This window comes from Crossiella sp. CA198, from assembly GCF_052078295.1.
Lineage (GTDB): Bacteria > Actinomycetota > Actinomycetes > Mycobacteriales > Pseudonocardiaceae > Crossiella.
The window spans coordinates 82,183-104,520 of sequence record NZ_JBQJIM010000027.1 but is presented as its reverse complement, the minus strand read 5'-3'; the positions used below and the strand labels follow the sequence as shown (position 1 = coordinate 104,520).

The 22,338-nt window shown below is 71.1% G+C and carries 24 protein-coding genes; 15 read left to right on the top strand and 9 right to left on the bottom strand.

Annotation, left to right across the window (positions count from 1 at the left end; translation table 11 throughout):
- Window position 1: 1 nt before the first annotated feature.
- Entirely contained in the window at window positions 2-649 is a 648-nt protein-coding gene (locus ACTOWY_RS36310; RefSeq protein WP_247760986.1) for a response regulator, read from the bottom strand.
- A gap of 107 nt (window positions 650-756) precedes the next feature.
- Here ACTOWY_RS36310 and ACTOWY_RS36305 point away from each other — a divergent pair, with 107 nt between their 5' ends.
- The gene (locus ACTOWY_RS36305; RefSeq protein ID WP_441314119.1) at window positions 757-1,233 is read left to right on the top strand and encodes an Hsp20/alpha crystallin family protein; all 477 of its coding nucleotides are present in this window, start codon (window positions 757-759) and stop codon (window positions 1,231-1,233) included.
- 68 nt (window positions 1,234-1,301) lie between these two features.
- Here the strand turns inward: ACTOWY_RS36305 and ACTOWY_RS36300 are convergent, their stop codons facing one another.
- Window positions 1,302-1,880, bottom strand: a complete 579-nt coding sequence (locus ACTOWY_RS36300) for a macro domain-containing protein (RefSeq protein ID WP_441314118.1) — start codon at window positions 1,878-1,880, stop codon at window positions 1,302-1,304.
- A gap of 141 nt (window positions 1,881-2,021) precedes the next feature.
- Between ACTOWY_RS36300 and pheA the strand changes: the two genes are divergently transcribed.
- Window positions 2,022-2,942 carry a prephenate dehydratase gene (gene pheA / locus ACTOWY_RS36295; RefSeq protein ID WP_441314117.1) on the top strand — a complete coding sequence of 307 codons (921 nt, stop codon included), beginning with the start codon at window positions 2,022-2,024 and terminating at the stop codon, window positions 2,940-2,942.
- Window positions 2,939-3,565 (top strand): histidine phosphatase family protein, encoded by a 627-nt coding sequence (locus ACTOWY_RS36290; RefSeq protein ID WP_441314116.1) that lies wholly within the window; start codon window positions 2,939-2,941, stop codon window positions 3,563-3,565. Before pheA ends, ACTOWY_RS36290 begins: the two co-directional genes overlap by 4 nt.
- Here the strand turns inward: ACTOWY_RS36290 and ACTOWY_RS36285 are convergent.
- Entirely contained in the window at window positions 3,562-3,912 is a 351-nt protein-coding gene (locus ACTOWY_RS36285) for a metallopeptidase family protein (protein WP_441314115.1), read from the bottom strand. The two genes, ACTOWY_RS36290 and ACTOWY_RS36285, sit on opposite strands and share 4 nt — an antisense overlap.
- 2 nt (window positions 3,913-3,914) lie before the next feature.
- Window positions 3,915-4,967 (bottom strand): septum formation family protein, encoded by a 1,053-nt coding sequence (locus tag ACTOWY_RS36280; protein WP_441314114.1) that lies wholly within the window; start codon window positions 4,965-4,967, stop codon window positions 3,915-3,917.
- Between the two features lie 163 nt (window positions 4,968-5,130).
- Here ACTOWY_RS36280 and ACTOWY_RS36275 point away from each other — a divergent pair, with 163 nt between their 5' ends.
- From ACTOWY_RS36275 to ACTOWY_RS36250, 6 genes are all read left to right on the top strand, one after another.
- Window positions 5,131-5,721 carry a hypothetical protein gene (locus ACTOWY_RS36275; RefSeq protein ID WP_441314113.1) on the top strand — a complete coding sequence of 197 codons (591 nt, stop codon included), beginning with the start codon at window positions 5,131-5,133 and terminating at the stop codon, window positions 5,719-5,721.
- A gap of 2 nt (window positions 5,722-5,723) precedes the next feature.
- The gene (locus tag ACTOWY_RS36270) at window positions 5,724-6,893 is read left to right on the top strand and encodes a glutathionylspermidine synthase family protein (RefSeq protein WP_441314112.1); all 1,170 of its coding nucleotides are present in this window, start codon (window positions 5,724-5,726) and stop codon (window positions 6,891-6,893) included.
- A gap of 50 nt (window positions 6,894-6,943) precedes the next feature.
- Window positions 6,944-7,411, top strand: a complete 468-nt coding sequence (locus tag ACTOWY_RS36265) for a DUF350 domain-containing protein (protein WP_247760995.1) — start codon at window positions 6,944-6,946, stop codon at window positions 7,409-7,411.
- Window positions 7,412-7,490: 79 nt separating this feature from the next.
- Window positions 7,491-8,759 carry a serine--tRNA ligase gene (gene serS, locus ACTOWY_RS36260; RefSeq protein WP_441314111.1) on the top strand — a complete coding sequence of 423 codons (1,269 nt, stop codon included), beginning with the start codon at window positions 7,491-7,493 and terminating at the stop codon, window positions 8,757-8,759.
- An 86-nt stretch (window positions 8,760-8,845) separates the two neighbouring features.
- A complete protein-coding gene (locus ACTOWY_RS36255; RefSeq protein WP_441314110.1) occupies window positions 8,846-9,397 on the top strand; it encodes a TetR/AcrR family transcriptional regulator in 552 nt (183 codons plus the stop codon).
- Window positions 9,394-10,947 (top strand): MFS transporter, encoded by a 1,554-nt coding sequence (locus tag ACTOWY_RS36250; protein ID WP_441314109.1) that lies wholly within the window; start codon window positions 9,394-9,396, stop codon window positions 10,945-10,947. Before ACTOWY_RS36255 ends, ACTOWY_RS36250 begins: the two co-directional genes overlap by 4 nt.
- A 63-nt stretch (window positions 10,948-11,010) precedes the next feature.
- Here ACTOWY_RS36250 and ACTOWY_RS36245 read toward each other — a convergent pair whose 3' ends face one another.
- A complete protein-coding gene (locus tag ACTOWY_RS36245) occupies window positions 11,011-11,886 on the bottom strand; it encodes an LLM class flavin-dependent oxidoreductase (protein WP_441314108.1) in 876 nt (291 codons plus the stop codon).
- Window positions 11,887-11,919: 33 nt separating this feature from the next.
- Between ACTOWY_RS36245 and ACTOWY_RS36240 the strand changes: the two genes are divergently transcribed.
- From ACTOWY_RS36240 to ACTOWY_RS36230, 3 genes are read left to right on the top strand one after another with little or no spacing between them, the layout of a single operon-like run.
- Window positions 11,920-12,747: a Cof-type HAD-IIB family hydrolase gene (locus tag ACTOWY_RS36240; protein WP_441314107.1), complete on the top strand. Its 828-nt coding sequence runs from the start codon at window positions 11,920-11,922 to the stop codon at window positions 12,745-12,747.
- A 34-nt stretch (window positions 12,748-12,781) separates the two neighbouring features.
- Window positions 12,782-13,663, top strand: coding sequence for a glycosyltransferase family 2 protein (locus tag ACTOWY_RS36235; RefSeq protein ID WP_441314148.1), 882 nt, complete (start codon window positions 12,782-12,784; stop codon window positions 13,661-13,663).
- A 15-nt stretch (window positions 13,664-13,678) separates the two neighbouring features.
- Entirely contained in the window at window positions 13,679-14,986 is a 1,308-nt protein-coding gene (locus ACTOWY_RS36230; RefSeq protein ID WP_441314106.1) for a lipopolysaccharide biosynthesis protein, read from the top strand.
- Here ACTOWY_RS36230 and ACTOWY_RS36225 read toward each other — a convergent pair.
- Window positions 14,979-15,923, bottom strand: a complete 945-nt coding sequence (locus tag ACTOWY_RS36225; protein WP_441314105.1) for an NAD-dependent epimerase/dehydratase family protein — start codon at window positions 15,921-15,923, stop codon at window positions 14,979-14,981. The genes ACTOWY_RS36230 and ACTOWY_RS36225 overlap by 8 nt on opposite strands.
- 82 nt (window positions 15,924-16,005) lie before the next feature.
- Between ACTOWY_RS36225 and ACTOWY_RS36220 the strand changes: the two genes are divergently transcribed.
- Window positions 16,006-16,692: a glycosyltransferase family 2 protein gene (locus ACTOWY_RS36220; RefSeq protein WP_185001135.1), complete on the top strand. Its 687-nt coding sequence runs from the start codon at window positions 16,006-16,008 to the stop codon at window positions 16,690-16,692.
- Window positions 16,693-16,695: 3 nt separating this feature from the next.
- Window positions 16,696-17,178 (top strand): DUF2304 domain-containing protein, encoded by a 483-nt coding sequence (locus ACTOWY_RS36215; RefSeq protein ID WP_441314104.1) that lies wholly within the window; start codon window positions 16,696-16,698, stop codon window positions 17,176-17,178.
- 1 nt (window position 17,179) lies between these two features.
- On the opposite strand, the gene lhgO is transcribed toward ACTOWY_RS36215, so the two are convergent.
- Window positions 17,180-18,367, bottom strand: coding sequence for an L-2-hydroxyglutarate oxidase (lhgO, locus tag ACTOWY_RS36210; RefSeq protein WP_441314103.1), 1,188 nt, complete (start codon window positions 18,365-18,367; stop codon window positions 17,180-17,182).
- A gap of 109 nt (window positions 18,368-18,476) precedes the next feature.
- Between lhgO and ACTOWY_RS36205 the strand changes: the two genes are divergently transcribed.
- Window positions 18,477-20,441 (top strand): DUF6541 family protein, encoded by a 1,965-nt coding sequence (locus ACTOWY_RS36205; protein WP_441314102.1) that lies wholly within the window; start codon window positions 18,477-18,479, stop codon window positions 20,439-20,441.
- Window positions 20,442-20,457: 16 nt separating this feature from the next.
- Here the strand turns inward: ACTOWY_RS36205 and ACTOWY_RS36200 are convergent, their stop codons facing one another.
- A complete protein-coding gene (locus ACTOWY_RS36200) occupies window positions 20,458-21,777 on the bottom strand; it encodes a hypothetical protein (protein WP_441314101.1) in 1,320 nt (439 codons plus the stop codon).
- A gap of 205 nt (window positions 21,778-21,982) precedes the next feature.
- Window positions 21,983-22,315, bottom strand: a complete 333-nt coding sequence (locus ACTOWY_RS36195) for a PIG-L family deacetylase (RefSeq protein ID WP_441314100.1) — start codon at window positions 22,313-22,315, stop codon at window positions 21,983-21,985.
- Window positions 22,316-22,338 lie beyond the last annotated feature (23 nt).

Below are 22,338 nucleotides of genomic sequence, written 5' to 3'. Positions count from 1 at the left end.
GTCAGTCGGTCCCGTGTGAGTGCCGGGCGACCCAGGCCGCGAGCTGGGTGCGGCGCTCCATGCCGAGCTTGGCCAGCACCGAGGTCACGTAGTTCTTCACCGTCTTCTCGGCCAGGAACAGCCGTTCCGCGATCTGCCGGTTGGTCAGGCCCTCGCCGATCAGGCCGAGCACCTTGCGCTCCTGCTCGGTGAGCCCGGCCAGCTCGTCCGGCGGTTCGGGATCGCCGCGGCGCAGCCGGTCCAGCACCCTGGCGGTGGTCACCGGGTCCAGCAGCGAGCGCCCGGCCGCGACCTCGCGCACCGCGGTCACCAGATCCTGCCCGCGCACCTGCTTGAGCAGGTAGCCCGAGGCCCCGGCCATGATCGCGCCGACCAGCGCGGCCTCGTCGTCGAAGGCGGTCAGCACCAGGCAGTGCGGCGCGTCCGGGCCCTGGGCGCGCAGGGTGCGGCACAGCGCCACCCCGTCGCCGTCGGGCAGCCGCATGTCCACCACCGCGACCTGGGGCCGGTGCGCCAGCGCGACCACCTCGGCCTCGGCCACGCTGCCCGCCTCGGCCACCACCTCGATGTCGTCCTCGGTGGACAGAAGATCGCGCAGCCCGCGCCGGACCACCTCGTGGTCGTCTACCAGCAGGACCCGGATCGGCATGAACTCAGGCTACGGCGGCGGGAACAACATCGGCGCCCGGGTCGTTAGCACTCATGACCGGCGAGTGCTAAAGCCGCCGGTGAGGAACCTGGAAAGGGTGAAAGAACATGGCTCTTGCAGTCCGCTCCACGTGGGACCCGTTCACCGCGCTGGTCCGCCAGTTCGACCGTGATGTCTTCGACGGCCTGACCCGTTCAGCGCCCTCGGCCCAGGGCTTTGTTCCCGCCGCCGACGTCCGCAAGGACGGCGCCGACGTCGTGCTCACCCTGGAGCTGCCCGGCGTCGACGTGGCCAAGGACGTCGAGGTCGAGGTGGCCGAGCGCCGCCTCACCATCAGCGGTCGCAGGCACGACGAGCAGAGCGCGGAGCAGGGCGGCCTGATCCGCAAGGAGATCCGGCACGGCGAGTTCCGGCGCGAGTTCTCCCTGCCCGCAGGCGTCACCGCCGGACAGGTGGAGGCCGACTACGACCGCGGCCTGCTCAAGGTCCGCATCCGCGAGGTCGTGAAGGTGCCCGCCGCCCCCGCGAAGATCGCCATCCGCGGTGCGGAGGCCACCGAGGTGCCCGCCGTCGAGGCAGGCTGACCCGGAAAAAAACCCCAACACAAAAGGGGCATTCCCGTGCTTGCACCACGGGAATGCCCCTTTCGCGTTCAGCGTACGCCGAAAACCTCGTCCCAGGCCGCGGTGACCTGGCGGCCACAGCTGGCCGGATCCACCCCGCCGATGCCGGTGCCCAGACCAGGCAGGGCAATGGAGCGGACCGCGTGCCGCACCGGGGTGCCGTCCTCCAGCCTGCCCTGCTGCCAGAGCCGGAACACGGCGCGGGCGGCCAGGTAGGGGTGCACGGTGTCCTTGGGCAGCAGTTCGCCGGGCACCCGCATGGTGGGGGCGCTGATCAGCCACTGCGGGGCGGGTTCGCCGGTGGGCACGATCAGCGCCTCGCCGACCGGTAGCTCGCCGCCGTGCAGGGCCAGCACCGCGCTGCGCACGTACTGCTCGACCTGGGGGAAGGCGGTGGCGTAGACCGCGTCGATGCCGCCGCGCATCCAGCCGTAGGAGTTGGCCGGGCTGACCACGGCGTCCACGTCCAGATCCAGCACCGAACCCTGGTGCACTTCCACCCCGGAGCGGCCGGTGGCGGCGCGCTCCCACTCCCAGCCGAGCGGACCCGCCACGGCGCACAGCACCAGGCGCGGCACGGCCGCCTGCGGTTGCACTTTCCCGGTCACGCCCCAAGCATCGCCGGTCACGGGGAAAGCATTGCAGCAAACCAACACGGCCGGTCACCGGGTCTTCCACCAGTCGTGTGGGTGTTCTCACGGTTGAGAGCAAGGCCACAGCGACCTCCCACTACGGCGTTAGGCTGAGGTATGCCGCGCATCGCCTACTTGGGGCCGGAACGAACCTTCACCGAACAGGCGACCCGGCGCCTGGTCGACCCGGCCACCCACGAGTTGATCCCGGCCAGCACGGTCGCCGCCGCGCTGGAGATGGTGCGGCTGGACAAGGTCGACGCCGCCGTGGTGCCGGTGGAGAACTCGGTGGAGGGCTCGGTCCCGCCCACCCTGGACGGCCTGGCCCTGGGCAGCCCGCTGGTCGCGGTGGCCGAGACGGTGCTGCCGGTGCGCTTCACCGTGCTGGTCCGCCCCGGCACCAAGCCCGCCGACGTGCGCACCGTGACCAGCCACCCGCACGCGCTGGCCCAGGTACGGGAGTGGCTGGCGGCCAACCTGCCCGGCGCGGCCGAACTGGCCACCACCTCCACCGCGGCCGCCGCGGTCGCGGTCGCCGAGGGCACCGCGGACGCGGCGATCACCGCGCCGATCGCGGCCGAGGGCTCCGCGCTGACCGCGCTGGCCGCCGACATCGGCGACGTGGCCGATGCGGTGACCCGGTTCCTGCTGGTCCGCAAGCCCGGCCTGGTGCCTGCCCCGACCGGCAACGACCGCACCTCGATCGTGGTGGTCACCGAGAACCGGCCAGGTTCGCTGTCGGAGGTGCTGGTCGAGCTGGCCCTGCGCGGGATCGACCTGTGCCGGATCGAGTCCCGGCCGACCAGGGAGAAGCTGGGTATCTACCGGTTCTTCCTCGACTTCGCCGGGCACATTGCCGAACCGCGGGTCGGCGAGGCGCTCGCCGCGCTGCACCGCACCTGCTCTGACGTGCGCTTCCTCGGCTCCTTCGGCCGCGCCGACGGCGATTCGCCGCCGCCTCCGCCGGGCACCGGCACGGCCGAGTTCACCGAGGCCGCGCAGTGGCTGGCCCAGGTGCGCGCGGGCGGGCAGGCATGAGTTCGTTACGCCTGATGCTCGTCCGGCACGGCCAGACCCCCGCCAACGTGCGGCACGCGCTGGACTCCCGCCCGCCCGGTCCGCCGCTGACCGCCGAAGGTCGCCGCCAGGCCGACAAGCTGGCCGAGGAACTGGCCATCGAGCCGGTCACCGCGGTCTACGCCAGCGTCGCGGTGCGCGCCCAGCAGACCGCCGCCCCGGTGGCACTGCGGCACGGGCTGCCGGTGCGGGTGCTTGAGGGCGTGCACGAGACCCAGGTGGGCCCGGAGCTGGAGGGCCGCAACGACGACGCGGCGATCCTGGCCTTCCGCGCGGTGGTGGACACCTGGCTGGACGGCGACCTGTCCGGGTCGGCGCCCGGCGGTGAGACCGGGTTCGAGGTGGTCGAGCGGTTCGGCGCGGCGGTCCGGCGGATCACCGCCGAGCACAGCGACGGAGTGGTGGTGCTGGTCAGCCACGGCGCGGCGATCCGGCTGATGGCGGTGCACCTGCTCGACGGCAGCACCGATGTGCTGGCCGGGCACCCGTACCTGCCCAACACCGGCCGGGTGCTGCTGGAGGCCGATCCGGACAGCTCGGGTGGCTGGCGGTTCGTCGAGTGGCTGGGTGTCGAGAGGTTCTAGCCCCAGCCCAATTCGTGCAGCTTGGCGTCGTCGATGCCGAAGTGGTGCGCGATCTCGTGCACCACGGTGATCGCCACCTCCTCGACCACATCGTCCTCGGTCTCGCAGATGTCCAGGATGGCGTCCCGGTAGATGGTGATCCGGTCCGGCAGCACCCCGCCGTAGTCGGAGTTGCGCTCGGTCAGCGCGATGCCCTCGTACAGCCCCAGCAGCCCGGATTCCACCGGGTGCCGGGGCTCGACGAAGACGGCCACGTTGTCCATCGCCCTGGCCAGTTCCGGCGGCACCTCGTCCAGCGCCTCGCCCACCAGCTCGTCGAACCGGGCGGGCGTCATGTCCACCGGCACGGCTAGCCGCCGCTGGTGGTGGTGGTGGGCCCTGGCGTGCCGCCGGGGTGCTCGGAGTTGGCGTCGGTGGGCACGCCCGCGTCCCGCTGCACGTCGGTGCCGGGGCTGCCCGGCGGGGCAGGGGCGCCCGGCGGCAGCTTGGACAGCAGCACCGGCGCGGCCTCGGTGCCGACCCGCATCTCGCTCTTGACGCTGCCGAAGACCGGGGCCAGTCCGCTGTTGTCCTTCAGCTTCGCGCCGACCTTGCACTCCACCCGGCGGGCGCCTGCCAGCCAGCTGTCCTGCTTGAGGGTGTCCCAGAAGACGATCAGGCCCTTGCGGCTGACCACCTCCGCCCCGCCCGCGTAGTCCGCCGCGGTGCGCGCGCACTCGCCGGCGAGCAGCTCGTCCTGCCGCGGCTCGGCCGGGAACTCCTGCGGGAACCGGGCGCCCAGGTTGACCACGCCGACCACCTCGTAGGCGTGCGGTTTGCCGCACTCCACCGGGTCGTAGACCTGCTTGCCGCTGATGCCAAGGCACATGCCCTGCGGGTGCACGTTGGACGGGTCGGCGGTCTTCGCGCTGCCCACGGTCGGGTAGAGCAGCCCGGACGGGGCCGAGTCCTGCATCCCGCACCAGACCTTGCGCTCCCCGGAGTTCCAGCTCTTCTCACCGGAGCGCAGCAGGTTCACCCCGAGCTTGCCGTTGGGGTCGAACCGGCCGTCCAGGTACTGCACCGACATCTCGGTGCAGCGGTCCGCGGCGATGCCCTCCCAGCGCACCGAGTCCGGGAACGGGGCGCCGGGCGGGAAGTCCGCGGCCAGGTCGACCGAACCGGTGATCTCGAACAGGTGCGGATCATCACACTTCACCCGCCGCGCGTCCCCGGCGTCCGGGCGGGTCCAAGTCAGACAGGTGCCGGGAGGCGCGTCCCGCACCGCGTTGGTGGGTCCGTCGGTTTCCCCTGCGACTTCGGGGCCGACGTGCCAACCTAGGGCGGTGCTCAACGCCAGGACCAGCAGCGCACCGGCGAACGCCCCTGCCATCACGCGGCGGGTGCTGGCCGTGTTGTTCATGAGGCGAATCCGATCAGCGGTCGACGTCTGGGGCCCTGGCATCCTCTCCATGATGCCGTGAGGCCCCCATTACATACGGCCGTCCAGGTGACGTGTATTGCTATTCAGCCACCTTGCTCCGTCAAACGGACGACATAGGTACGGTGCGCGCCGGGAGTGGTCGATGACTGAGAACGTGAATCCGGGTAACCCGCAGCCTCCTGTGCCTCCCAGGCGAGGACAGGTTAGCCACCAGGACCCGAGTAGGACGAGGGCGCGTCCGGCGACCCTGGCCGAGCAGCGTGCTCGCCAGGAGGCCGACGAGGCCGAGCTGGCCGCGCGCCAGGCCGAGATCGCCGAGGCCGAGCGCAAGGCCAAGCTGCGCAAGCGGCTGCTCATCGGCGGCGGGGTGACCGTGGGCGTGGTCGCGCTGGTGGCCATCTGGTACGCCGCGCAGCAGCCCGATGACGTCACCGCGCGCTGCGTGGATCAGGACGGGGTGGTCGTCGACGACGACTACTGCGATGACGACTACGCGCGCTCGCACGGTGGCACCAGCCACGGCGGCGGCGGGATCTTCATCTACAACGGCGGCCGCCAGTACAGCTACAACTACGGCGGGACCGGCAGCACGGGCCAGAAGATCACCGGTGGCAGTTCGATCCGGCCCAAGGACGCCAACATCAGCACCGCCAGCGGCAAGAGCATCCAGCGCGGCGGCTTCGGCATCCGCGGTGGAAGCGGCGGCTCCAGTGGCTCCAGCGGAGGCAGCTGACCGTGCGTCGTGAGCGATCGGCCCCGCGCCCGGACTGGGAAGCGCGGATCGCCGAGCAGGGCCTGGTCTACGGCAGCCCGGCGACCAACGCCGACGGCAGCCGCAGGCCGTACTGGGACGAGTCGGTGCACTACGTCTTCGAGCTGGACGAGGTGCTCTCGCTGGAGGCCGACGTCGAGCTGCTGCACTCGATGTGCCTGGACGCGGTGGACAACGTGGTGACCACCGAGCGGTACCAGGACTTCGGGCTGCCGGAGTGGGTGTGGCCCGCCATCGCCGAGTCCTGGCGGCGGCATGACCCGCACCTCTACGGCCGCTTCGATCTGCGTTACGACGGGTCCGGCCCGGCCAAGCTGCTGGAGTACAACGCGGACACCCCGACCTCCCTGCTGGAGGCCGCGGTGGTGCAGTGGCACTGGCTCACCGACACCCACGAGGGCCACGACCAGTGGAACTCCATCCACGAGAAGCTGGTGGAGCGCTGGGGCGAGCTGGCCGATCAGCTGCCCTCGCCGCTGGTGCACTTCACCTTCTCCGGGGCCGATGCCAGCGGTGAGGACCACCTCACCGCGGCCTATCTGCAGGAGACCGCGGCCGAGGCCGGGCTGGACACGGTGGGCCTGGCCATCGAGGAGATCGGCTGGGATCCGGTGCTGCACCGGTTCGTCGACCTGCGCGAGGACCCGATGGGCACCGTGGCCAAGCTCTACCCGTGGGAGTGGCTGGTCGACGATCCCTTCGGCAAGCACGCGGTGGAGACCCTGCCCGGCACGCTGTGGATCGAGCCGCTGTGGAAGATGCTGCTCTCCAACAAGGCGCTGCTCGCGGTGCTGTGGGAGATGTACCCGGGGCACCCGAACCTGTTGCCCGCCTACCTCAACGAACCCGGCTTCCTCACCGAGTACGTGAAGAAGCCGTTGCTGGGCAGGGAAGGCGCCAATATCGACATCGTGGCGCCGGGGATGGAACAGCGGACCGGCGGCGTGTACGGCGCCGAGGGGTTCGTCTACCAGTTGTTCTCGCCGCTGCCGGAGTTCGACGGGATGCGGCCGGTGCTCGGCGCCTGGGTGGTCGGCGACCACGCCGCGGGGCTGGGCATCAGGGAAACGGTCGGTCTGGTGACCGACGACGGCGCGGCGTTCGTGCCGCACCGGATTCCGCAGTCGTCTTAGTCCACACTGGACCGTCCGAGGCAGACGGTCAGTATCAAGGAGGAACACTCGTGTACGACCTGATCACCGTGTCCAGCCTCGCGCTGGAGCCCGGCTTCGGCGGCAACGTCGTCCGGGGCATCGGGGCCATCGCGCTGTACGCGGTGGTTGGCCTGCTGCTCATGCTCGTCGGCTTCTACGCCATCGACCTGACCACGCCGGGCAAGCTCAACGAGATGGTGCGGGCCGGTTCACCGAACGCGGTGGTGATCACCGCCGCCGGTCTGCTGAGCATGGCCTTCATCGTGGTGGTGGCCATCTACAACGCCGCCGGCAAGCTCACCGAGGGGCTGTTGCTGGCGCTGATCTTCGGTCTGGTCGGCGTGATCGTGCAGGTGCTCGCGGTGCGGGTGCTGGAGTGGGCCACCCGGATCAACATCGGCGCGATCCTGCGCGCTGACCAGTTCACCCCGGCCAGCCTGGTGGTGGCCTCGGCCCACCTCGGCCTCGGTCTGGTCGTCGCGGTCGCCATCTCCTGACCTCCCGGCGCGGCGGGCGCGTCCGAATGGACCCGCCCGCCGCGTTGATCACCCTGGTCAGGCGCTAGGCTGACGGACTGTGATCGACCTCAAGACCCTCCGCGAGAACCCGGACCTGGTGCGCGCCTCGCAGCGTGCCCGCGGTGAAGACCCGGCGCTGGTGGACGCGCTGCTGAGTGCGGATGAGCGGCGACGGTCCGTGGTCTCCAGGGCGGACACCCTGCGCGGGGAGCAGAAGACCTTCGGCAAGCAGGTCGGGCGGGCCCAGGGCGAGGAGCGCGCGGCGCTGCTGGCCAAGGGCAAGGAGCTGGCCGCCGAGGTCAAGGCGGCCGAGGCCGAGCAGCACGAGGCGGACGCGGAGTTCATCGCCGCCCAGCGCAGGCTCTCCAACATCATCGTGGACGGCATCCCGCACGGCGGCGAGGACGACTACGTCGTGCTCAAGCACGTCGGCCAGCCGCGCGAGTTCACCTTCACGCCCAAGGACCACCTGGAACTGGGCGAGGGCCTGGGCGCGATCGACATGGAGCGCGGGGCCAAGGTCTCCGGCTCGCGGTTCTACTTCCTCACCGGCGTCGGCGCGCAGCTGCAGCTCGCGCTGCTCAACCTGGCCGCGCAGCAGGCCACCGCGGCAGGCTTCACCATGATGATCCCGCCGGTGCTGGTGCGCCCGGAGATCATGGAGGGCACCGGTTTCCTCGGCGCGCACGCCAGCGAGGTCTACCGGCTGCGCGATGACGACCAGTACCTGGTGGGCACCTCCGAGGTGCCGATGGCCGGGTACCACTCGGAGGAGATCCTCGATCTCGCGCACGGTCCCAAGCGCTACGCGGGCTGGTCGACCTGCTTCCGCCGCGAGGCGGGCTCCTACGGCAAGGACACCCGCGGCATCATCCGGGTGCACCAGTTCGACAAGGTGGAGATGTTCACCTACTGCAAGCCGGCGGACACCGAGGCCGAGCACCAGCGGTTGCTCGCCTGGGAAGAGGAGATGCTGGCCAAGGTCGAGCTGCCCTACCGGGTGATCGACACGGCAGCAGGCGACCTGGGCAGCAGCGCGGCCCGCAAGTTCGACTGCGAGGCCTGGCTGCCCACCCAGCAGGCCTACCGCGAGGTCACCTCGACCTCCAACTGCACCACCTTCCAGGCCCGCCGCCTGAACACCCGCTACCGGGACGCCGACGGCAAGCCGCAGGTGGCCGCCACCCTCAACGGCACGCTGGCCACCACCAGGTGGATCGTGTCGATCTTGGAGAACCACCAGCAGGAGGACGGTTCGGTCCGGCTGCCGGTGGCGTTGCGGCCGTTCTTCGGCGGCGAGGACACGCTCAAGCCGGTCAACCGGTAGTCCAAGGGGCAACAACCCGAGGACCAACAGTTTCGGTTCAGCCTCGGAATGAGACAGTCGTGTCTCACCGGTGGTAGCGTTGTCTCATGGTGGCAGACCGAGAACGAGTGCTGCGCGCGGCTGCCGCGCTGCTGGTGCGGCGGCCCAACTCGGCGATGGCCGAGGTCGCGCAGTCGGCGGGGATCAGCAGGGCGACGCTGCACCGGCTGGTGCCCAGCCGGGACGCGCTGGTCGTCGAACTGGCCAAGCTGGCGCTGTCCGAGGGCGAGGCCGCGCTGGAGGCGGCCAAGCCGGAGGACGGCGACGCGGCCGAGGCGGTGCGCCGGGTGGTGCGGGAGCTGATGCCCATCGCGGACCTCTACGCCTTCCTCACCGGTGAGCACCAGCTCATCACCAAACCCGAGCTGGACGCGGGCTACGACCTGCTGGACAGCCGGCTGACCGCGCTGATCCGGCGCGGTCAGGAATCCGGCCAGTTCCGGGTCGACCTCACCGCGGAGTGGATGGTCGAGGCGCTGGTCGCACTGCTCACCGGCGCCGGGTTCGCGGTGCTGGACGGAAAGCTCGCCCCCAGGGATGCGCCGCGCGCGGTGGCTGAGCTGCTCATCGGCGGCATGCTCCGGGGAGGGGCTCAGTGAGCGAGACGAGTGAGACGACCAATACCGGCACCGAGTTATCGCCGGTATCGCCGCGGGCGCGCTGGATCGCGCTGTCCGCGCTGGTCCTGGCGGTGCTGCTGATCGCGGTGGACGGCACCGTGCTGCACCTGGCACTACCCATGATCACCGAGGAACTCAAGCCCACCAGCCAGGAGCTGCTGTGGATCGGTGACATCTACTCCTTCGTGCTGGCAGGCCTGCTGGTCACCATGGGCACCCTCGGCGACCGGATCGGCCGGAAGAAACTGCTGCTCATCGGCGCGGTGTGCTTCGGCCTGATCTCCGTGCTGGCCGCCTTCGCCACCAGTTCGGCGCTGCTGATCGCGGCCCGCGCGCTGCTCGGCCTGGCCGGCGCGACGATCATGCCCTCCACCCTGTCGATCATCCGGAACCTGTTCACCGACCCCCAAGAGCGGGTCATGGCGATCGGTATCTGGGGTGCGATGACCGCGGCGGGCGCCGCGGTCGGCCCGGTGGTCGGCGGCGTGCTGCTGCAGAACTTCCACTGGGGCTCGGTCTTCCTGATCAACGTGCCGGTGATGATCATCCTGCTGATCGTCGGCTGGAAGGTGCTGCCGGAGTCCAAGGACCCCAATCCGGGCGCCTGGGACCTGCCCAGTGCGGTCGCCTCGCTGGTCGGCATGATCGCGCTGGTCTACGGCATCAAGGAGATCGCCGCGGTCGGCTTCGGCCTGCCCGCCGCGCTCGGCATCGGCATCGGCGTGCTGGTGCTGGCCTGGTTCGCCCGCCGTCAGCTCAAGCTGCCGGTGCCGTTGGTGGACGTGCGACTGTTCCGCACCGGCAAGTTCAGCGGCGCGGTCTTCGCCGACCTGCTCGCGGTGCTCGCGCTCTCCGGCGTGGTCTTCTTCGGCGCCCAGTTCCTCCAGCTGGTGCAGGGCTACCAGCCCTTCGACGCGGGCATCCGGGAACTGCCGGTGACCGTCGGCTCGGTGATCTCCGGTCTGCTGGCAGGTGCCTTCGCCGCCCGGCACTCGGCGCGGGTGGTGTGCGCCAGCGGTCTTGGCCTGACCGCGCTCTCGCTGGGTGCGATCGTGTTCATCCAGGGCGACAGCCCGTACCTGCCGTTCGGCATCATCCTGCTGCTGGTCGGTTTTGGTTGCGGCGCCTCGTTCACCATCTCGGCCAGCGTGGTGCTCTCCGCGGTGCCCAAGGAGAAGGCAGGCGCCGCGGCCGCGGTCGCCGAGACCGCCTACGAGCTGGGCACAGCTCTCGGTATCGCGCTGATCGGCTCGATCATGACCGCGGTCTACCGGGCCAACGTGATCCCGCCGCTGGGCGTGCCCGCGGACAAGGTGGCCATCGCCAAGGACTCCCTTGGCGGCGCCACCGACGTCGCCAAGGATCTCGGCGAGGTGGGGCGGCAACTGGTGGACGTGGCCAAGCACGCCTTCGTGGACGGCATGCACTGGGCCAGCGTCGCCTCGGCCGTGGTGATCGGCGTGGCCGCGGTGAGCGCCTGGTTCATGCTCAAGGGCGCGTCCGCGGACGCCACCCCCGGCCACCACTAGGCATCGACCGAACTGGCCCGGACCATCCCAGGTCCGGGCCAGTCGTCGTGCCGGGGCCGGGTGTCAGGCCCGCGGCGTGAGGTGTTTCGCGGCCGCCTCGAACAAGGTCGACTCCTTGCCCGCGTACCAGTCATCCGGCCGCGGCCAGTGCGTGACCACATCGGTGAAGCCCAGTTCGGCGGCCCGGCCGACCGCGTCGTCGAAGGCGCCGACGCTGGACAGCGAGAACACCGGGCAGGCGTCGAGCTGGAGGTAGCGCTGGATCGAGCCCGGGATCCGGTCGGCGGCGGCCAGAACCTCGTTGAACTTCTCGGTCACCACCCGCAGGTTCCGCCACCACTCGTCCGCGGTCTCTCCGCCGGTGCCCACGGTCGCCCAGCCCGCCCCGTGCTCGATCGCCAGCCGCATCGCCTTGGGCCCGTTGGCCGCCACCACGAAGGGCAGCCGGGACGGCTGTAGGCAGCCCGGCTGGGTGCGCGCGTCCACCGCGGTGAAGAACTCGCCAGCGTAGTTCACGTGGTCCTCGGTGAGCAGCAGGTCAAGCAGCTCCACGAACTCCTGCAACCGCCGGAACCGGGCCGCGGGCGGCAGCACCTGCCCGCCGAGCACGGTCGCGTCGTGCCCGATCCCGCCGGAGCCGATGCCCAGGGTGAACCGGCCACCGGAGATGTCGTCCAGGGAGAGCAGTTCGCGGGCGAAGCTGACCGGGTGCCGGAAGTTGGGCGAGGCCACGAAGGTGCCAAGGCGGGCGGTGCCGGTCACGGTGGCCGCGGCGGTCAGCGTCGGCACGGTGCCGAACCACGGCCCGTCCGCGAGCGAGCGCCAGGCCAGGTGGTCGTAGGTCCACAGGTGGTCGAAGCCGAGCGACTCGGCCGTCTTCCACTTCTCAGCGGCCACCGGCCAGCGGTGCTCGGGCAGGATCACAATGCCGAAACGCATGTCCGCGGACCCTAGTCGGGCAGGATGAACGGCGTGCGTAAACCTTTGCTGGTTGCCTCGGACGTGGACGGAACCCTGATCGACCCGCTGGATCGCCTCAGCGAGCGCACCCGGCGCGCGGTGGGCGCGGTGCGGGCGGCGGGCATCCCGTTCGTGCTCTCCACCGGCAGGCCGCCGCGCTGGGTGCACCTGGTCAGCGATGAGCTGGAGCTGGACGGGTACGCGGTCACCGCCAACGGCGCCCTGGTCTACGACGTGGGGCAGCGCCAGGTGGTGCGCAGCTGGTTGCTGGAGCCGGTGCTGCTCGGGGACGTGGCCTCGGCGCTGACCAAGGCGATCCCGGGCTGTGCCTTCGCGGTGGAGCGGCCGCCCAACGGGGACGAGCCGACCTTCCTGCCCGACCAGCCCTACGGCGCCTTCCTCAGCGAGCACGGGTACACCCACGCCTGGCCGGAATCGCAGTCGGTGGAGGCCAGCCGGGCCGAGATCCTCGGCCACCCGGCGATCAAGCTGCTGGTCCGGCACGAGGGCATGAACAGCGAGGCGATGGCGGTGGCGGCCGAGGCGGTGCTGGCCGGGGCGGTCGGCATCACCTTCTCCACCTCGGCGGGGCTGATCGAGCTGGCCTCGCCGGGCATCACCAAGGCCACCGGCCTGGCCTGGGTGGCGCAGCGCCTCGGGGTGGCGCAGGCCGATGTGATCGCCTTCGGGGACATGGCCAACGACCTGGAGATGATCGAGTGGGCCGGGCACGGGGTGGCCATGGCCAACGCGCACCCGGAGCTGATCGAGCTGGCCGACGAGGTGACCGCGAGCAACGCCGAGGACGGCGTGGCCGCGGTGCTGGAACGCTGGTTCTGAGCCACCCGCGGCAACCACTAGCATCGGCTCCGTGATGGAGCTGGACGTTCTCATCCCGTACTACGGCGATCCGGACTACCTGATGAGGGCGGTGCACAGCGTTCGCGCGCTGGTGGACACCGACTGGCGGCTGGTCATCGTCGAGGACTGCTACCCCGACGGGCCGGCGGTGGAGAAGCGGATCGCCGACCTCGGCGACGAGCGCATCGTCTACCACCGCAACGAGTCCAACCTGGGCACCGCGGGCAACCACTTCCGCTGCGTGCAGCTGGCCGAGCGCGAGCACTTCGTGGTGATGGGCGCGGACGACCTGCTGCTGCCCAACTACGGCAGTCAGCTCGCCGAGCTGCTGGCGCGCTACCCGGACGCCGCGCTGGTGCAGCCGGGGGTGCGGGTGATCGACGAGACCGATCAGCCGTTCCTGCCGCTGCCGGACCGGGTCAAGGCGCTGGCCGGGCCGGGCAAGAAGGAGACCGAGCTGCTCGGCGAGGCGGCCGCGGTCAGTCTGCTGCGCGGCAACTGGCTCTACACCCCGGCCATCACCTACCGCCGCGATTCCACCGCGCACCTGCCGTTCCGCGAGGGCACCGACGCGGTGCACGACCTCGGGCTGGTGGTGGACGTGCTGTTGCAGGGCGGTTCGCTGGTGGTCGGCGAGGAGCCCGCGTTCCAGTACCGGCGGCACCGGGCCGGGCACTCCAGCTCCGCGGCCAAGACCGGGCAGCGGTTCGAGCAGGAGCGGGACTACTTCACCCAGATCGAGGCCGAACTGCGCGAGCGCGGCTGGCACCAGGCCGCCAAGGCCGCCCGCCGCCGGTTGTTCTCCCGGCTGAACGCGCTGACCCAGCTCCCCGGTGCGGTGGTTTCCGGTCAGGGCGCGGCAGTGCGGACCCTGCTCGGGCACGCGCTGCGCTGACCCTAGGGTTGGCGCATGGCCAACTCCTCCGCGCGCTCTGCGGTGCTCATGGGACTCGGGCTCGCGGTGCTCGGCGCGTCCGGGTTCGGTTTCCTCGGCTTGATCGGCTACGCCCTGACCCCGGCCGACAAGGTCGGGGTACTCGGCCTGTACATGATCATCAACATCCTCGGCCCCGGCCTGTTCGTGGCGCTGGAGCAGGAGACCAACCGGGTGCTCAGCAGTGGGACCGCGGCCGGGGTGGACCCGCGGCCGGGGATCCGGCGGGCCGCGCTGCTCGGCGCCGGGCTGGCCGGGGTGACCGTGCTGGTGGTGCTGGCCCTCTCGCCGATCCTGGTGGAGAACAACCTGGGCGGGCATCCCTCGCTGCTGGTGTGGATCGTGGTGGGCACGCTGGCCTCGGCCGCGATCTTCTTCGCCCGCGGGCTGCTGGCGGCCGGACATCAGCTCACCGGCTACGCCGCCAGCCTGGCCACCGAGGGCCTGAGCCGGTTGCTGCCCTGTGTGCTGCTGGCCTGGCTCGGTTACGCCGCGGTCGACGGTTACGGACTGGTCTTCGCCCTGGGCGGCGGGTTCGCGTTGCTGGTCGCGTTGCCCTGGCTGCGCCGGGTGCTGGCCGCGACCAAGGTCACCGCCGAACCCGCGGACCCGGTCAACGCGGCCGCGGTGCTGGCCGGGCACAGCACCCGGACCATCGCGCACGGACTGGTCCTGCTCGGCCTGGCCACCCTGCTCGCCCAGCTGGTGGCCAATCTGGCCCCACTGGTGGTCAGCGGCCGGATGCAGGACGCGCCCAAGGTGGCCTTCGCCTTCGGCATGGCCTTTGTGCTCACCCGGGTGCCGCTGCTGCTGTTCGGGCCGGTGCAGGCGATGATGCTGCCCGCGCTGACCGCGGCCGCGGTGCGCGGTGATCTGGCCGAGGCGCGTCGCCGGATTGGGCTCATCCTGCTCGCGGTGGCCGGGGTAGGCCTGCCAGGCGCATTGCTGTCCGCGCTGGCCGGACCCTGGTTGGTGGTGACCTTCTTCAACACGGAGGTGGCGCCGGGCGCGCTGGACATGGGCCTGCTGGGACTCTCCACCGTGCTGCTGATGATCGCCCAGGTGCTTCAGCCCGCGCTGGTGGCCTTCGGGCGGCACCGGGTGGTCTCGGTGGGCTGGGTGATCGGCACCGCGGTGCTGGTCGGCCTGCTGGTGCTGTTGCCGATGGAGCCGATCCCGGCCGCGGTGGTGGCGCAGCTGGTCGGGCCGCTGCTGGTGGTGCTGGTGACCGCGGCCGGGCTGTGGCGCGCGATCGGTCACCGCGCGCCGGTGCGGGTCAGCTGACCGAAGCCCGCTGCCGGGCCCAGGCCACCACATCGGCCACGCCCTCGGCCAGGTCGGTCGCGGGGCGCCAGCCCAGTTCGGTGTGCGCGGCGGCGGAGTCCAGCACCATCGCGGCCAGGTCGCCCGGTCGCGCGGGGGCGAACTCCGGCTCCTGGTCCACCCCGGCGGCCTTGGCCACGATCCGGTGCAGTTCCAGGTCGGAGGTCTCCACCCCGGTGCCCAGGTTGAACCGCTGCCCGCCGCCGGCTTCGGCACTGGCCTTGACCAGCGCGTCCACGATGTCGCCGACGTAGATGTAGTCCCGGGTGTTGCCGCCCTCGCCGAAGACCTTGGTGGGTCCGCCGCTGGTCAGCGCGCCGGCGAAGATCGCCACCACGCCTGCCTCGCCGTGCGGGTCCTGGCGCGGGCCGTAGACGTTGCCGAAGGCCAGCGCGGTGAAGTCGAGCCCGTGCAGCTGCCGGTACTGGCGCAGGTAGGTCTCGCCGGTGAGCTTGCTGCTGGCATACGGCGAGAGCGGGTTGGCCGGCGCGGTCTCGGCCACCGGCAGGTCCGTGGTGGGGCCGTAGATGGCCACCGAGGAGGCGAAGAGCACCTTGCGGGTGCCTGCCGCGCGGGCGGCCTCCAGCACCGCGATGGTGCCCAGCACGTTGACCCTGGCGTCGTGCAGCGGATCGGCCACGCTGGCCCGCACGTCGACCTGCGCGGCCAGGTGGAAGATCACCTCGGGCTGCGCCTCGGCCACTGTGGCGGCCAGCTCCGGGCCGGTCACGTCGAGTTCGACGAAGCGGAACCGTTCGCTGGTCACGGCCCCGTCCAGGTTGGCCACCCGGCCGTTGGACAGGTCGTCGAGCACGGTCACCTGGTGACCCTCGGCAAGCAGCCGATCGCTCAGATGGGAGCCGATGAACCCGGCTCCGCCCGTGACCAGAACTCGCATGAACGCCCCTTGTGCACCGGTGTCAAGCTGGTTGGCCTACCATAGCCCGGTCGTGTTGTCCGCTGATTTGGAGCCTTCCGGCATGTCTGACCACGACGACGTCTGGGTGGTCGTACCCGTCTACAACGAAGACAAGGTCATCGCCGAGGTAGTCGAGAACACCAGGAAGACCTTCCCCAACATCGTCTGTGTGGACGACGGGAGCGCCGACCGGTCGGCCGAGGAGATCGCCCGCACGGGCGCGCACCTCGTCCGCCACCCGGTGAACCTGGGGCAGGGCGCCGCACTGCAAACGGGGCTGTCCTACGCGCTCGGCAGGCCGGGGGCGAAGTACTTCATCACCTTCGACGCCGATGGCCAGCACCGCGTGGAGGACGCGCTGGCCATGATCGCCGAGGTGAAGTCGGGGAGCTGCGATGTCGCGCTCGGTTCCCGGTTCCTCAACAAGGCGGTCACCGTTCCGTGGATCAAGCGCGTGGTGCTGCGCACCGTTGTCGCGCTGAGCCCGAAGGCGCGCAAGCTGCAACTCACCGACGCGCACAACGGCCTCCGGGTCTTCAGCCGTCCGGTGGTCGAACGCCTGCGCATCTCGATGAACGGCATGGCGCACGCCTCGGAGATCGTCTCGTTCCTCTCCGTGGCCAATGTCCGGGTCAAGGAGGTGCCGGTGACGATCCTCTACACCGAGTACTCCATGTCCAAGGGACAGTCCCTGGTCAACGGGGTCAACATCCTGTTCGACCTCTCGGTCAAGCAGCGGGGGAACTAGGCAATGCTCATCATCCAGCTCGTCCTCCTATTGTCCGTGGTCATCCTGCTGTTCTTCTTCACCCGGCGCAGGCACAGCGTGCGGATGCAGGCAGGCAAGCGGATCGCGTTCTTCGGCTTCATCGCCTTCTGCGTGTACGCGGTGGCCCGCCCGGACGACCTCACCGTGGTGTCCAAGCTGGTGGGGGTCGGTCGTGGCGCCGACCTGCTGCTCTACCTGCTGGCGGTCGCGTTCATCTTCCTGGCGTTCAACACCTACCTGCGCTTCCGCGGGATCGACCAGCGCTTCACCGACCTGGCCCGCGCCATCGCGATCCGCGAGGCCGAGCTGGTCAACCGGGAGCGCGGGCTGAACGTGTTCACCGCGGCCGTCGCGCCGCAGCCGGTGCACGAGCCCGCCGACACCGAGCCGACGGTCGCCGAGACCGAGGCAGCCGCCGCGGAGACGCCCGCCGCGTCCGCGGAGGCGAAGGTCGTCACCGCCTGACTCACCGGAGCACGGCCGTCACCTCGTCCGCGACGTGGCGGCCGATCTCCAGTGCGCTGGTCGCCGCCGGGGACGGCGCGTTCAGCACGTGCACCTGGCGCGGTGCGCGTTCGATCAGGAAGTCATCGACCAGCGTGCCGTCCGGGCGTAGCGCCTGCGCGCGCACCCCGGCCTCGGCCCGCACCAGGTCGGCGGCGGTCACCGCGGGCACCAGCCGGGCCAGGCTGGCCGCGAACCGGGCCGTGGAGAAGGACCGCAGCAGCTCCTGCGCGCCGGTGCGGGTGTGCTTGCGGGCCAGCCGCCAGAACCCGGGGAAGCCCAGCGTGCCCGCCAGGTCCCTGGCTGAGATGTCCCGCCACCGGTAGCCCTCGCGGCGCAGTGCGAGCACCGCGTTCGGGCCCGCGTGCACGCCGCCGTCGAGCATCCGGGTCAGGTGCACGCCCAGGAACGGGAACCGAGGGTCCGGCACCGGGTAGATCAGTCCGCGGACCAGCTTGCGGGCCTCCGGCCGCAGCTCGTGGTACTCGCCGCGGAAGGGCACGATCCGGGCCGACGGGCGCAGTCCGGCCAGCCGGGCGATCCGGTCGCTGTGCAGCCCGGCGCAGTTGACCACCGCGTCCGCCCGCACCTCGCCGCCGGGCGTCACCAGCACCACCCCCTCCGGCCGCGCGTGCACCGCGCGCACTTCGGCCCCGGTGCGCAGGTCCGCGCCGTACTCGCCGAGCAGCCGCACCAGCGCCGCGCACACGCCCCGGTAGTCGATGATCCCGGTGGACTCCACCCGCAACCCGGCAACGCAGCGCGCCTCGGGCTCGAACTCCCTGGCCTCGGCCTGGCTCAGTAGCCGCGCGGGCACCCCGTTGGCCAGCGCCCGCTTCCGCAGTGTGTGCAGCCGGGGCAACTCGTCCGGCTCGGTGGCCAGCACCAGCTTGCCGCACACCTCCATCGCCACCCCGTGCTCCTTGGCGAAAGCGGTCATCGAGGCGTTGCCTGCCACGCACATCCGCGCCTTGAAGCTGCCCGGCGCGTAGTAGAGCCCGGCGTGCACCACCCCGCTGTTGTGCCCGGTCTGGTGCCGCGCGTAGTCGTTCTCCTTCTCCAGCAAGGTGATCTGCTTACCGCGCGTGGCCAGTTCATGTGCCACGGCGAGTCCGAGGATGCCACCGCCGACCACCGCGATATGTGCCATAGCGGACACCGTACGGCGGCAAACGGGCCTGGTGCGCGGGCCGAACAGGCGGATCCGTAGGCTTGGCACGACTTGTGGCCGGGGGGACGACCGGAGAGCAAGGACAAAGGTGTTCTCACTGACAGGCGCGGATGTCGCGCTGGTGCTTAGCTACGCGCTGTTGCTGTTCCTGCCCGGCCTGGCCATCGCGGCCGCGGCCGGCCTGCGGGGGTGGCGGCTGGTCGCGGTGGCTCCGGTGCTCACCTACGGCATCGGCGGCGCGGTCGGCCCGGTGGCCAAGCAGTTCGGATTGTCCTGGGGGCCGGTGACGCTGCTCGGCTCGGCGCTGGCGCTGTTCGTGCTGATGCTGCTGATCTACCTGGTCACCGCCTGGCTGCGCGGCCGCCGCCCGGCCAAGGCGCAGCAGGAGCCGCTGCCCGCCTGGACCAGGCGCGCGCAGTGGGGGGTTATCGGCGCGGTCGCCTTCGCCACCCTGGTCGGCGCGTTCGTGGTGCTGCTCGGGCTGCGTTCGCTGGATGCCATCCACCAGGACTGGGACGCGATCTTCCACGGCGCGGTGGTCCGGTTCATCGCCGACACCGGCGACGGCACCCCGGCCGCGCTCAAGGCGATCAACAACTACAACCTGGACAGCTTCTTCTACCCCAACGGGTACCACCTGATCGCCGCGGTGGCCTACGACCTCACCGGGATGCCGATCCCGCAGGTGCTCAACGCCCAGCTCATCCTGGTGCCGCTGTTCCTGGTCACCGGCCTGGTCGCGGTGCTGCGCACGATGCGCGCGCCCGCGCTGCTGGTCGGCGTGACCGCGGTGCTGAGCGCCTCCTTCTCCTCGGTGCCCTGGGACGTGCTCTGGCGCGGCCCGCTGCTGCCCTACACCACCGGCCTGGTGCTGGTGCCCGCGTTCCTGGTGCTGCTCGGCCAGGTGCTGGCCACCCGGCGGATCTGCCTGGTGCTGCTCACCGCGATCGCCGCGGTCGGCCTGGTCTCGCTGCACCCCAGCGCGGCCTTCATCGCGCTCGGCTTCGCCGTCTTCCAGATCGGTCAGCACTGGTACCGGCACCGCGCGGAGATCCTGCCCGGGGTGACCGCGCTGCTCGGCGTGGGCGCGCTGGCCGTGCTGATCGGCCTGCCGCACCTGCTCGGCGCGCTGTCCACGGCCGGTGCGGACGAGCCGGTGAACTGGGGTTCGGTCGGCTCGCCGCCTGCCGCGGTGGCCGAGCTGATCACGCTCAACCACGGTTCGCCGTTCCCGCAGTGGTTCCTGACCCCGTTCGCGCTGATCGGCCTGCTGACCATCAAGCGGCTGCGCCGGTACACCTGGTTCCTGCTGGGCTGCGGGTTCTTCGGCGTGCTGACCATGCTGGCCTACTCCTACGACCACCCGATCGTCTCGATCCTGACCCGGCCCTGGTGGGACGACCGGTACCGGCTGGCCGCGATCGCCACCATCGGCATGATCGTGATCACCGCGAGCGGCGTGCTGGTCAGCCGGGACTGGCTGCTGCACCAGCTGCGCACCAGGGACAGGCTGGCCCGGCTGCGGGTGCTGGCCCGGCCGATGGTGCTGCTGCTGGTGCTGCTCAGCGTGGTCGGCGTGGCCAGCCGCGGCTTCTACGTCACCCGCAACGCCAACCGGATGGGCTGGGGCTGGCACATCGGCGTCACCGTGACCCCCGGCGAGTGGCAGGCGCTGCAGCGGATCAAGCCGATCGTCGGACCTGGTCACGTGGTGATGAACGACCCGTTCGACGGCTCTGCCTGGATGCGCGCGCTGGCCGGGCTGACCCCGGTGTTCGGGCACGTGGTCGCGCCGGAGAGCTACCAGGCGCTGGACAAGCCGCGGAAGTTGTTGCTGGAGAAGTTCAACCAGCTCGACACCAGCGCGGACGTGCGCAAGGCCGCCAAGGACCTCAAGATCGAGTATGTCTACGTCAGCTTCGGCATGATCCGGGAGACCAACCGCCGGGCCAACGGCCTGCGCAACCTGGACCTGGTGAAGTCGCTGGAACTGGTGGACGACAGCCCGTCCGACCGGCTGTACCGGATCAAGCCCGGCGCGCTGGACCGCTGAGTGCCGAGGGCCGCGGTCAGCCGACCGCGGTCCAGGCCGGGAACGAGCCGCCCGGCGGGGCGGTGCTGACCAGCAGCCTGCCGTCCTCGCCGATCGCGGTCAGCGTCACGCCGTCCGGCCCGGCCACCGCGGCGGGCTGGGTGAGCACCGGGCCGGGTAGCTCCGACCAGGTCAGGTTCGCGCCCCGGCCGACGCCCACGGTGAGCGAGCCGTCGACTCGCCTGCCGTAGAGCGTGACGATCTCGCCGGACATCGCCAGGCCCAGGTCGGTCAGGCCCTCGGTGCCTTGCCGCACAACGGGATCCGACCCGGCGGCGATGGCCAGCGCGCCGGTGCCCTCGACCGGGTAGGCCAGCAGTCCGCCGCCGGTCACCGGTGGCCCGGCTGGGCGGGGCGCGCGGACCGGCGGTTCGGCGGTGAAGCCCTCGCCCTGCTGTTTCCAGCGCAGCACCTCGGTGCGGGTGCTCGCCGCGACGGTCAGGCCGGGGCCGACTGACAGGCCGTCCTGCACGTCGGCGCCGCCGAGGTCCAGCCACGCCGTCGGCCAGCCGTCCGAAGTGGACTGGCGCAGCGCGCTCACCCCGCCGCCGCCGTTCTTGACGAAGACCACCAGCGCGCCACCCGGGTCCTTGGCCGCCACCGGGGTGCCCACCGCGCCGCGCCTGCCGGGCAGGACCCGCTCGTTCGGGCTGCCCAGTTTGGTCCAGGTCCAGGAGCCGGGGCTGGTGGTCACCACATCCTCGGAATCGCGGCTGCGGGCGAAGACGTGCAGCCTGCCCCGCGCGTCCGCGGCCACGCTGACCCCGGGGTTGAGCACGGCCCCGCCGACCGCGGTCGGTCCGGACCAGGTGGCACCGGTGCGGCGCCAGTAGGTCAGCTCGCCGGAGCGCACCGCGAAGGCGTACCACGAGCCGTCCGCGTCGGTCCCGGCCCAGCTCGTGCCGGCAGGCCAGCGCTGGTACTGGCGGCGCAGCCAGCCGTCGTAGGGCTCGCCCAGGCTCACCTCGGGATCGTGCGGCACGTAGGCGCCGAAGGTCTCCACCTTGTCCCGCTGCTGGCCGGGCGCCAGGTTCACCGGGGCCTCGGCCACGTTGTAGTTGCGGTAGTTCAGCTCCACCGCGCTGCGGCCGGAGCGCTGGTAGGCGCGTACCGCCTCGCCGGTCAGCCGGGCCGCCATCACGTGGTCGGGGTGGTCGTTGAACCGGGCCCAGTTCCGCTGGTACCTCGGGTCCGGGCTGGGGTCCTGGGTGCGCACCACGGTCGGCCGGAACCGGCGGAACAGCTCCACCAGCAGGTCGATCACCTCGCCGCGGGTGTACTCGTAGCTGCGCGGCACCTGACCGCCTGCGGGCGTGAGCGTGTGCAGCTTGAGCGCCTCCGCGGTGGTCCTGCCAGAGCCGGGTCAGCGCGTGCTTGCCGCCGTTGGCCCGCGGATCGTTGTCCTCTGGCAGGTTCACGAACACCAGCTGGACCTCGGGCCTGCCATCCAATGTGTACAGCTCGACGCCGTGATCAGGATCACTGTGCAGAAGTTCCGCGCGCTACCGGTCCGGCACCCCGGCCATTCGCGCGTATGCGGACCGGGTGCCAGCCTGCCGTTGCGCTGCGTAGCCATTGGCATCGGGCTTGTCCGTTTCGCCCGCGGTCAGGTACACCGCGACGGTTGGCTTCTTTGCCCGGATCCCGGCCGTCAGGTCCGGGTTCATGAAGATGAGGTCGTCATCGGCGTGCGCGATGACCTGCATGAACCGCGCTGTGTCCGATTCCGGTCGCGCAGCGGGCTTCGGCTCGGGATTGCTGCAGGCGATCAGGGCTACGCTCAGCACTCCGGCGAGCAGCAGGCTTCCCCAATGGGGGAACGAATCGCGGCGCATGACACCGAACGTAGCCATTTGTT

Excerpts from the sequence above, each read along its gene's own strand:
- ACTOWY_RS36310 (WP_247760986.1), bottom strand. The coding sequence starts at position 649 with ATGCCGATCCGGGTCCTGCTGGTAGACGACCACGAGGTGGTCCGGCGC.
- ACTOWY_RS36305 (WP_441314119.1), top strand. The coding sequence starts at position 757 with ATGGCTCTTGCAGTCCGCTCCACGTGGGACCCGTTCACCGCGCTGGTC.
- pheA (WP_441314117.1), top strand. The coding sequence starts at position 2,022 with ATGCCGCGCATCGCCTACTTGGGGCCGGAACGAACCTTCACCGAACAG.
- ACTOWY_RS36290 (WP_441314116.1), top strand. The coding sequence starts at position 2,939 with ATGAGTTCGTTACGCCTGATGCTCGTCCGGCACGGCCAGACCCCCGCC.
- ACTOWY_RS36280 (WP_441314114.1), bottom strand. The coding sequence starts at position 4,967 with ATGAACAACACGGCCAGCACCCGCCGCGTGATGGCAGGGGCGTTCGCC.
- ACTOWY_RS36275 (WP_441314113.1), top strand. The coding sequence starts at position 5,131 with ATGACTGAGAACGTGAATCCGGGTAACCCGCAGCCTCCTGTGCCTCCC.
- ACTOWY_RS36255 (WP_441314110.1), top strand. The coding sequence starts at position 8,846 with ATGGTGGCAGACCGAGAACGAGTGCTGCGCGCGGCTGCCGCGCTGCTG.
- ACTOWY_RS36245 (WP_441314108.1), bottom strand. The coding sequence starts at position 11,886 with ATGCGTTTCGGCATTGTGATCCTGCCCGAGCACCGCTGGCCGGTGGCC.
- ACTOWY_RS36235 (WP_441314148.1), top strand. The coding sequence starts at position 12,782 with ATGGAGCTGGACGTTCTCATCCCGTACTACGGCGATCCGGACTACCTG.
- ACTOWY_RS36230 (WP_441314106.1), top strand. The coding sequence starts at position 13,679 with ATGGCCAACTCCTCCGCGCGCTCTGCGGTGCTCATGGGACTCGGGCTC.
- ACTOWY_RS36225 (WP_441314105.1), bottom strand. The coding sequence starts at position 15,923 with ATGCGAGTTCTGGTCACGGGCGGAGCCGGGTTCATCGGCTCCCATCTG.
- ACTOWY_RS36220 (WP_185001135.1), top strand. The coding sequence starts at position 16,006 with ATGTCTGACCACGACGACGTCTGGGTGGTCGTACCCGTCTACAACGAA.
- ACTOWY_RS36215 (WP_441314104.1), top strand. The coding sequence starts at position 16,696 with ATGCTCATCATCCAGCTCGTCCTCCTATTGTCCGTGGTCATCCTGCTG.
- lhgO (WP_441314103.1), bottom strand. The coding sequence starts at position 18,367 with ATGGCACATATCGCGGTGGTCGGCGGTGGCATCCTCGGACTCGCCGTG.
- ACTOWY_RS36195 (WP_441314100.1), bottom strand. The coding sequence starts at position 22,315 with ATGCGCCGCGATTCGTTCCCCCATTGGGGAAGCCTGCTGCTCGCCGGA.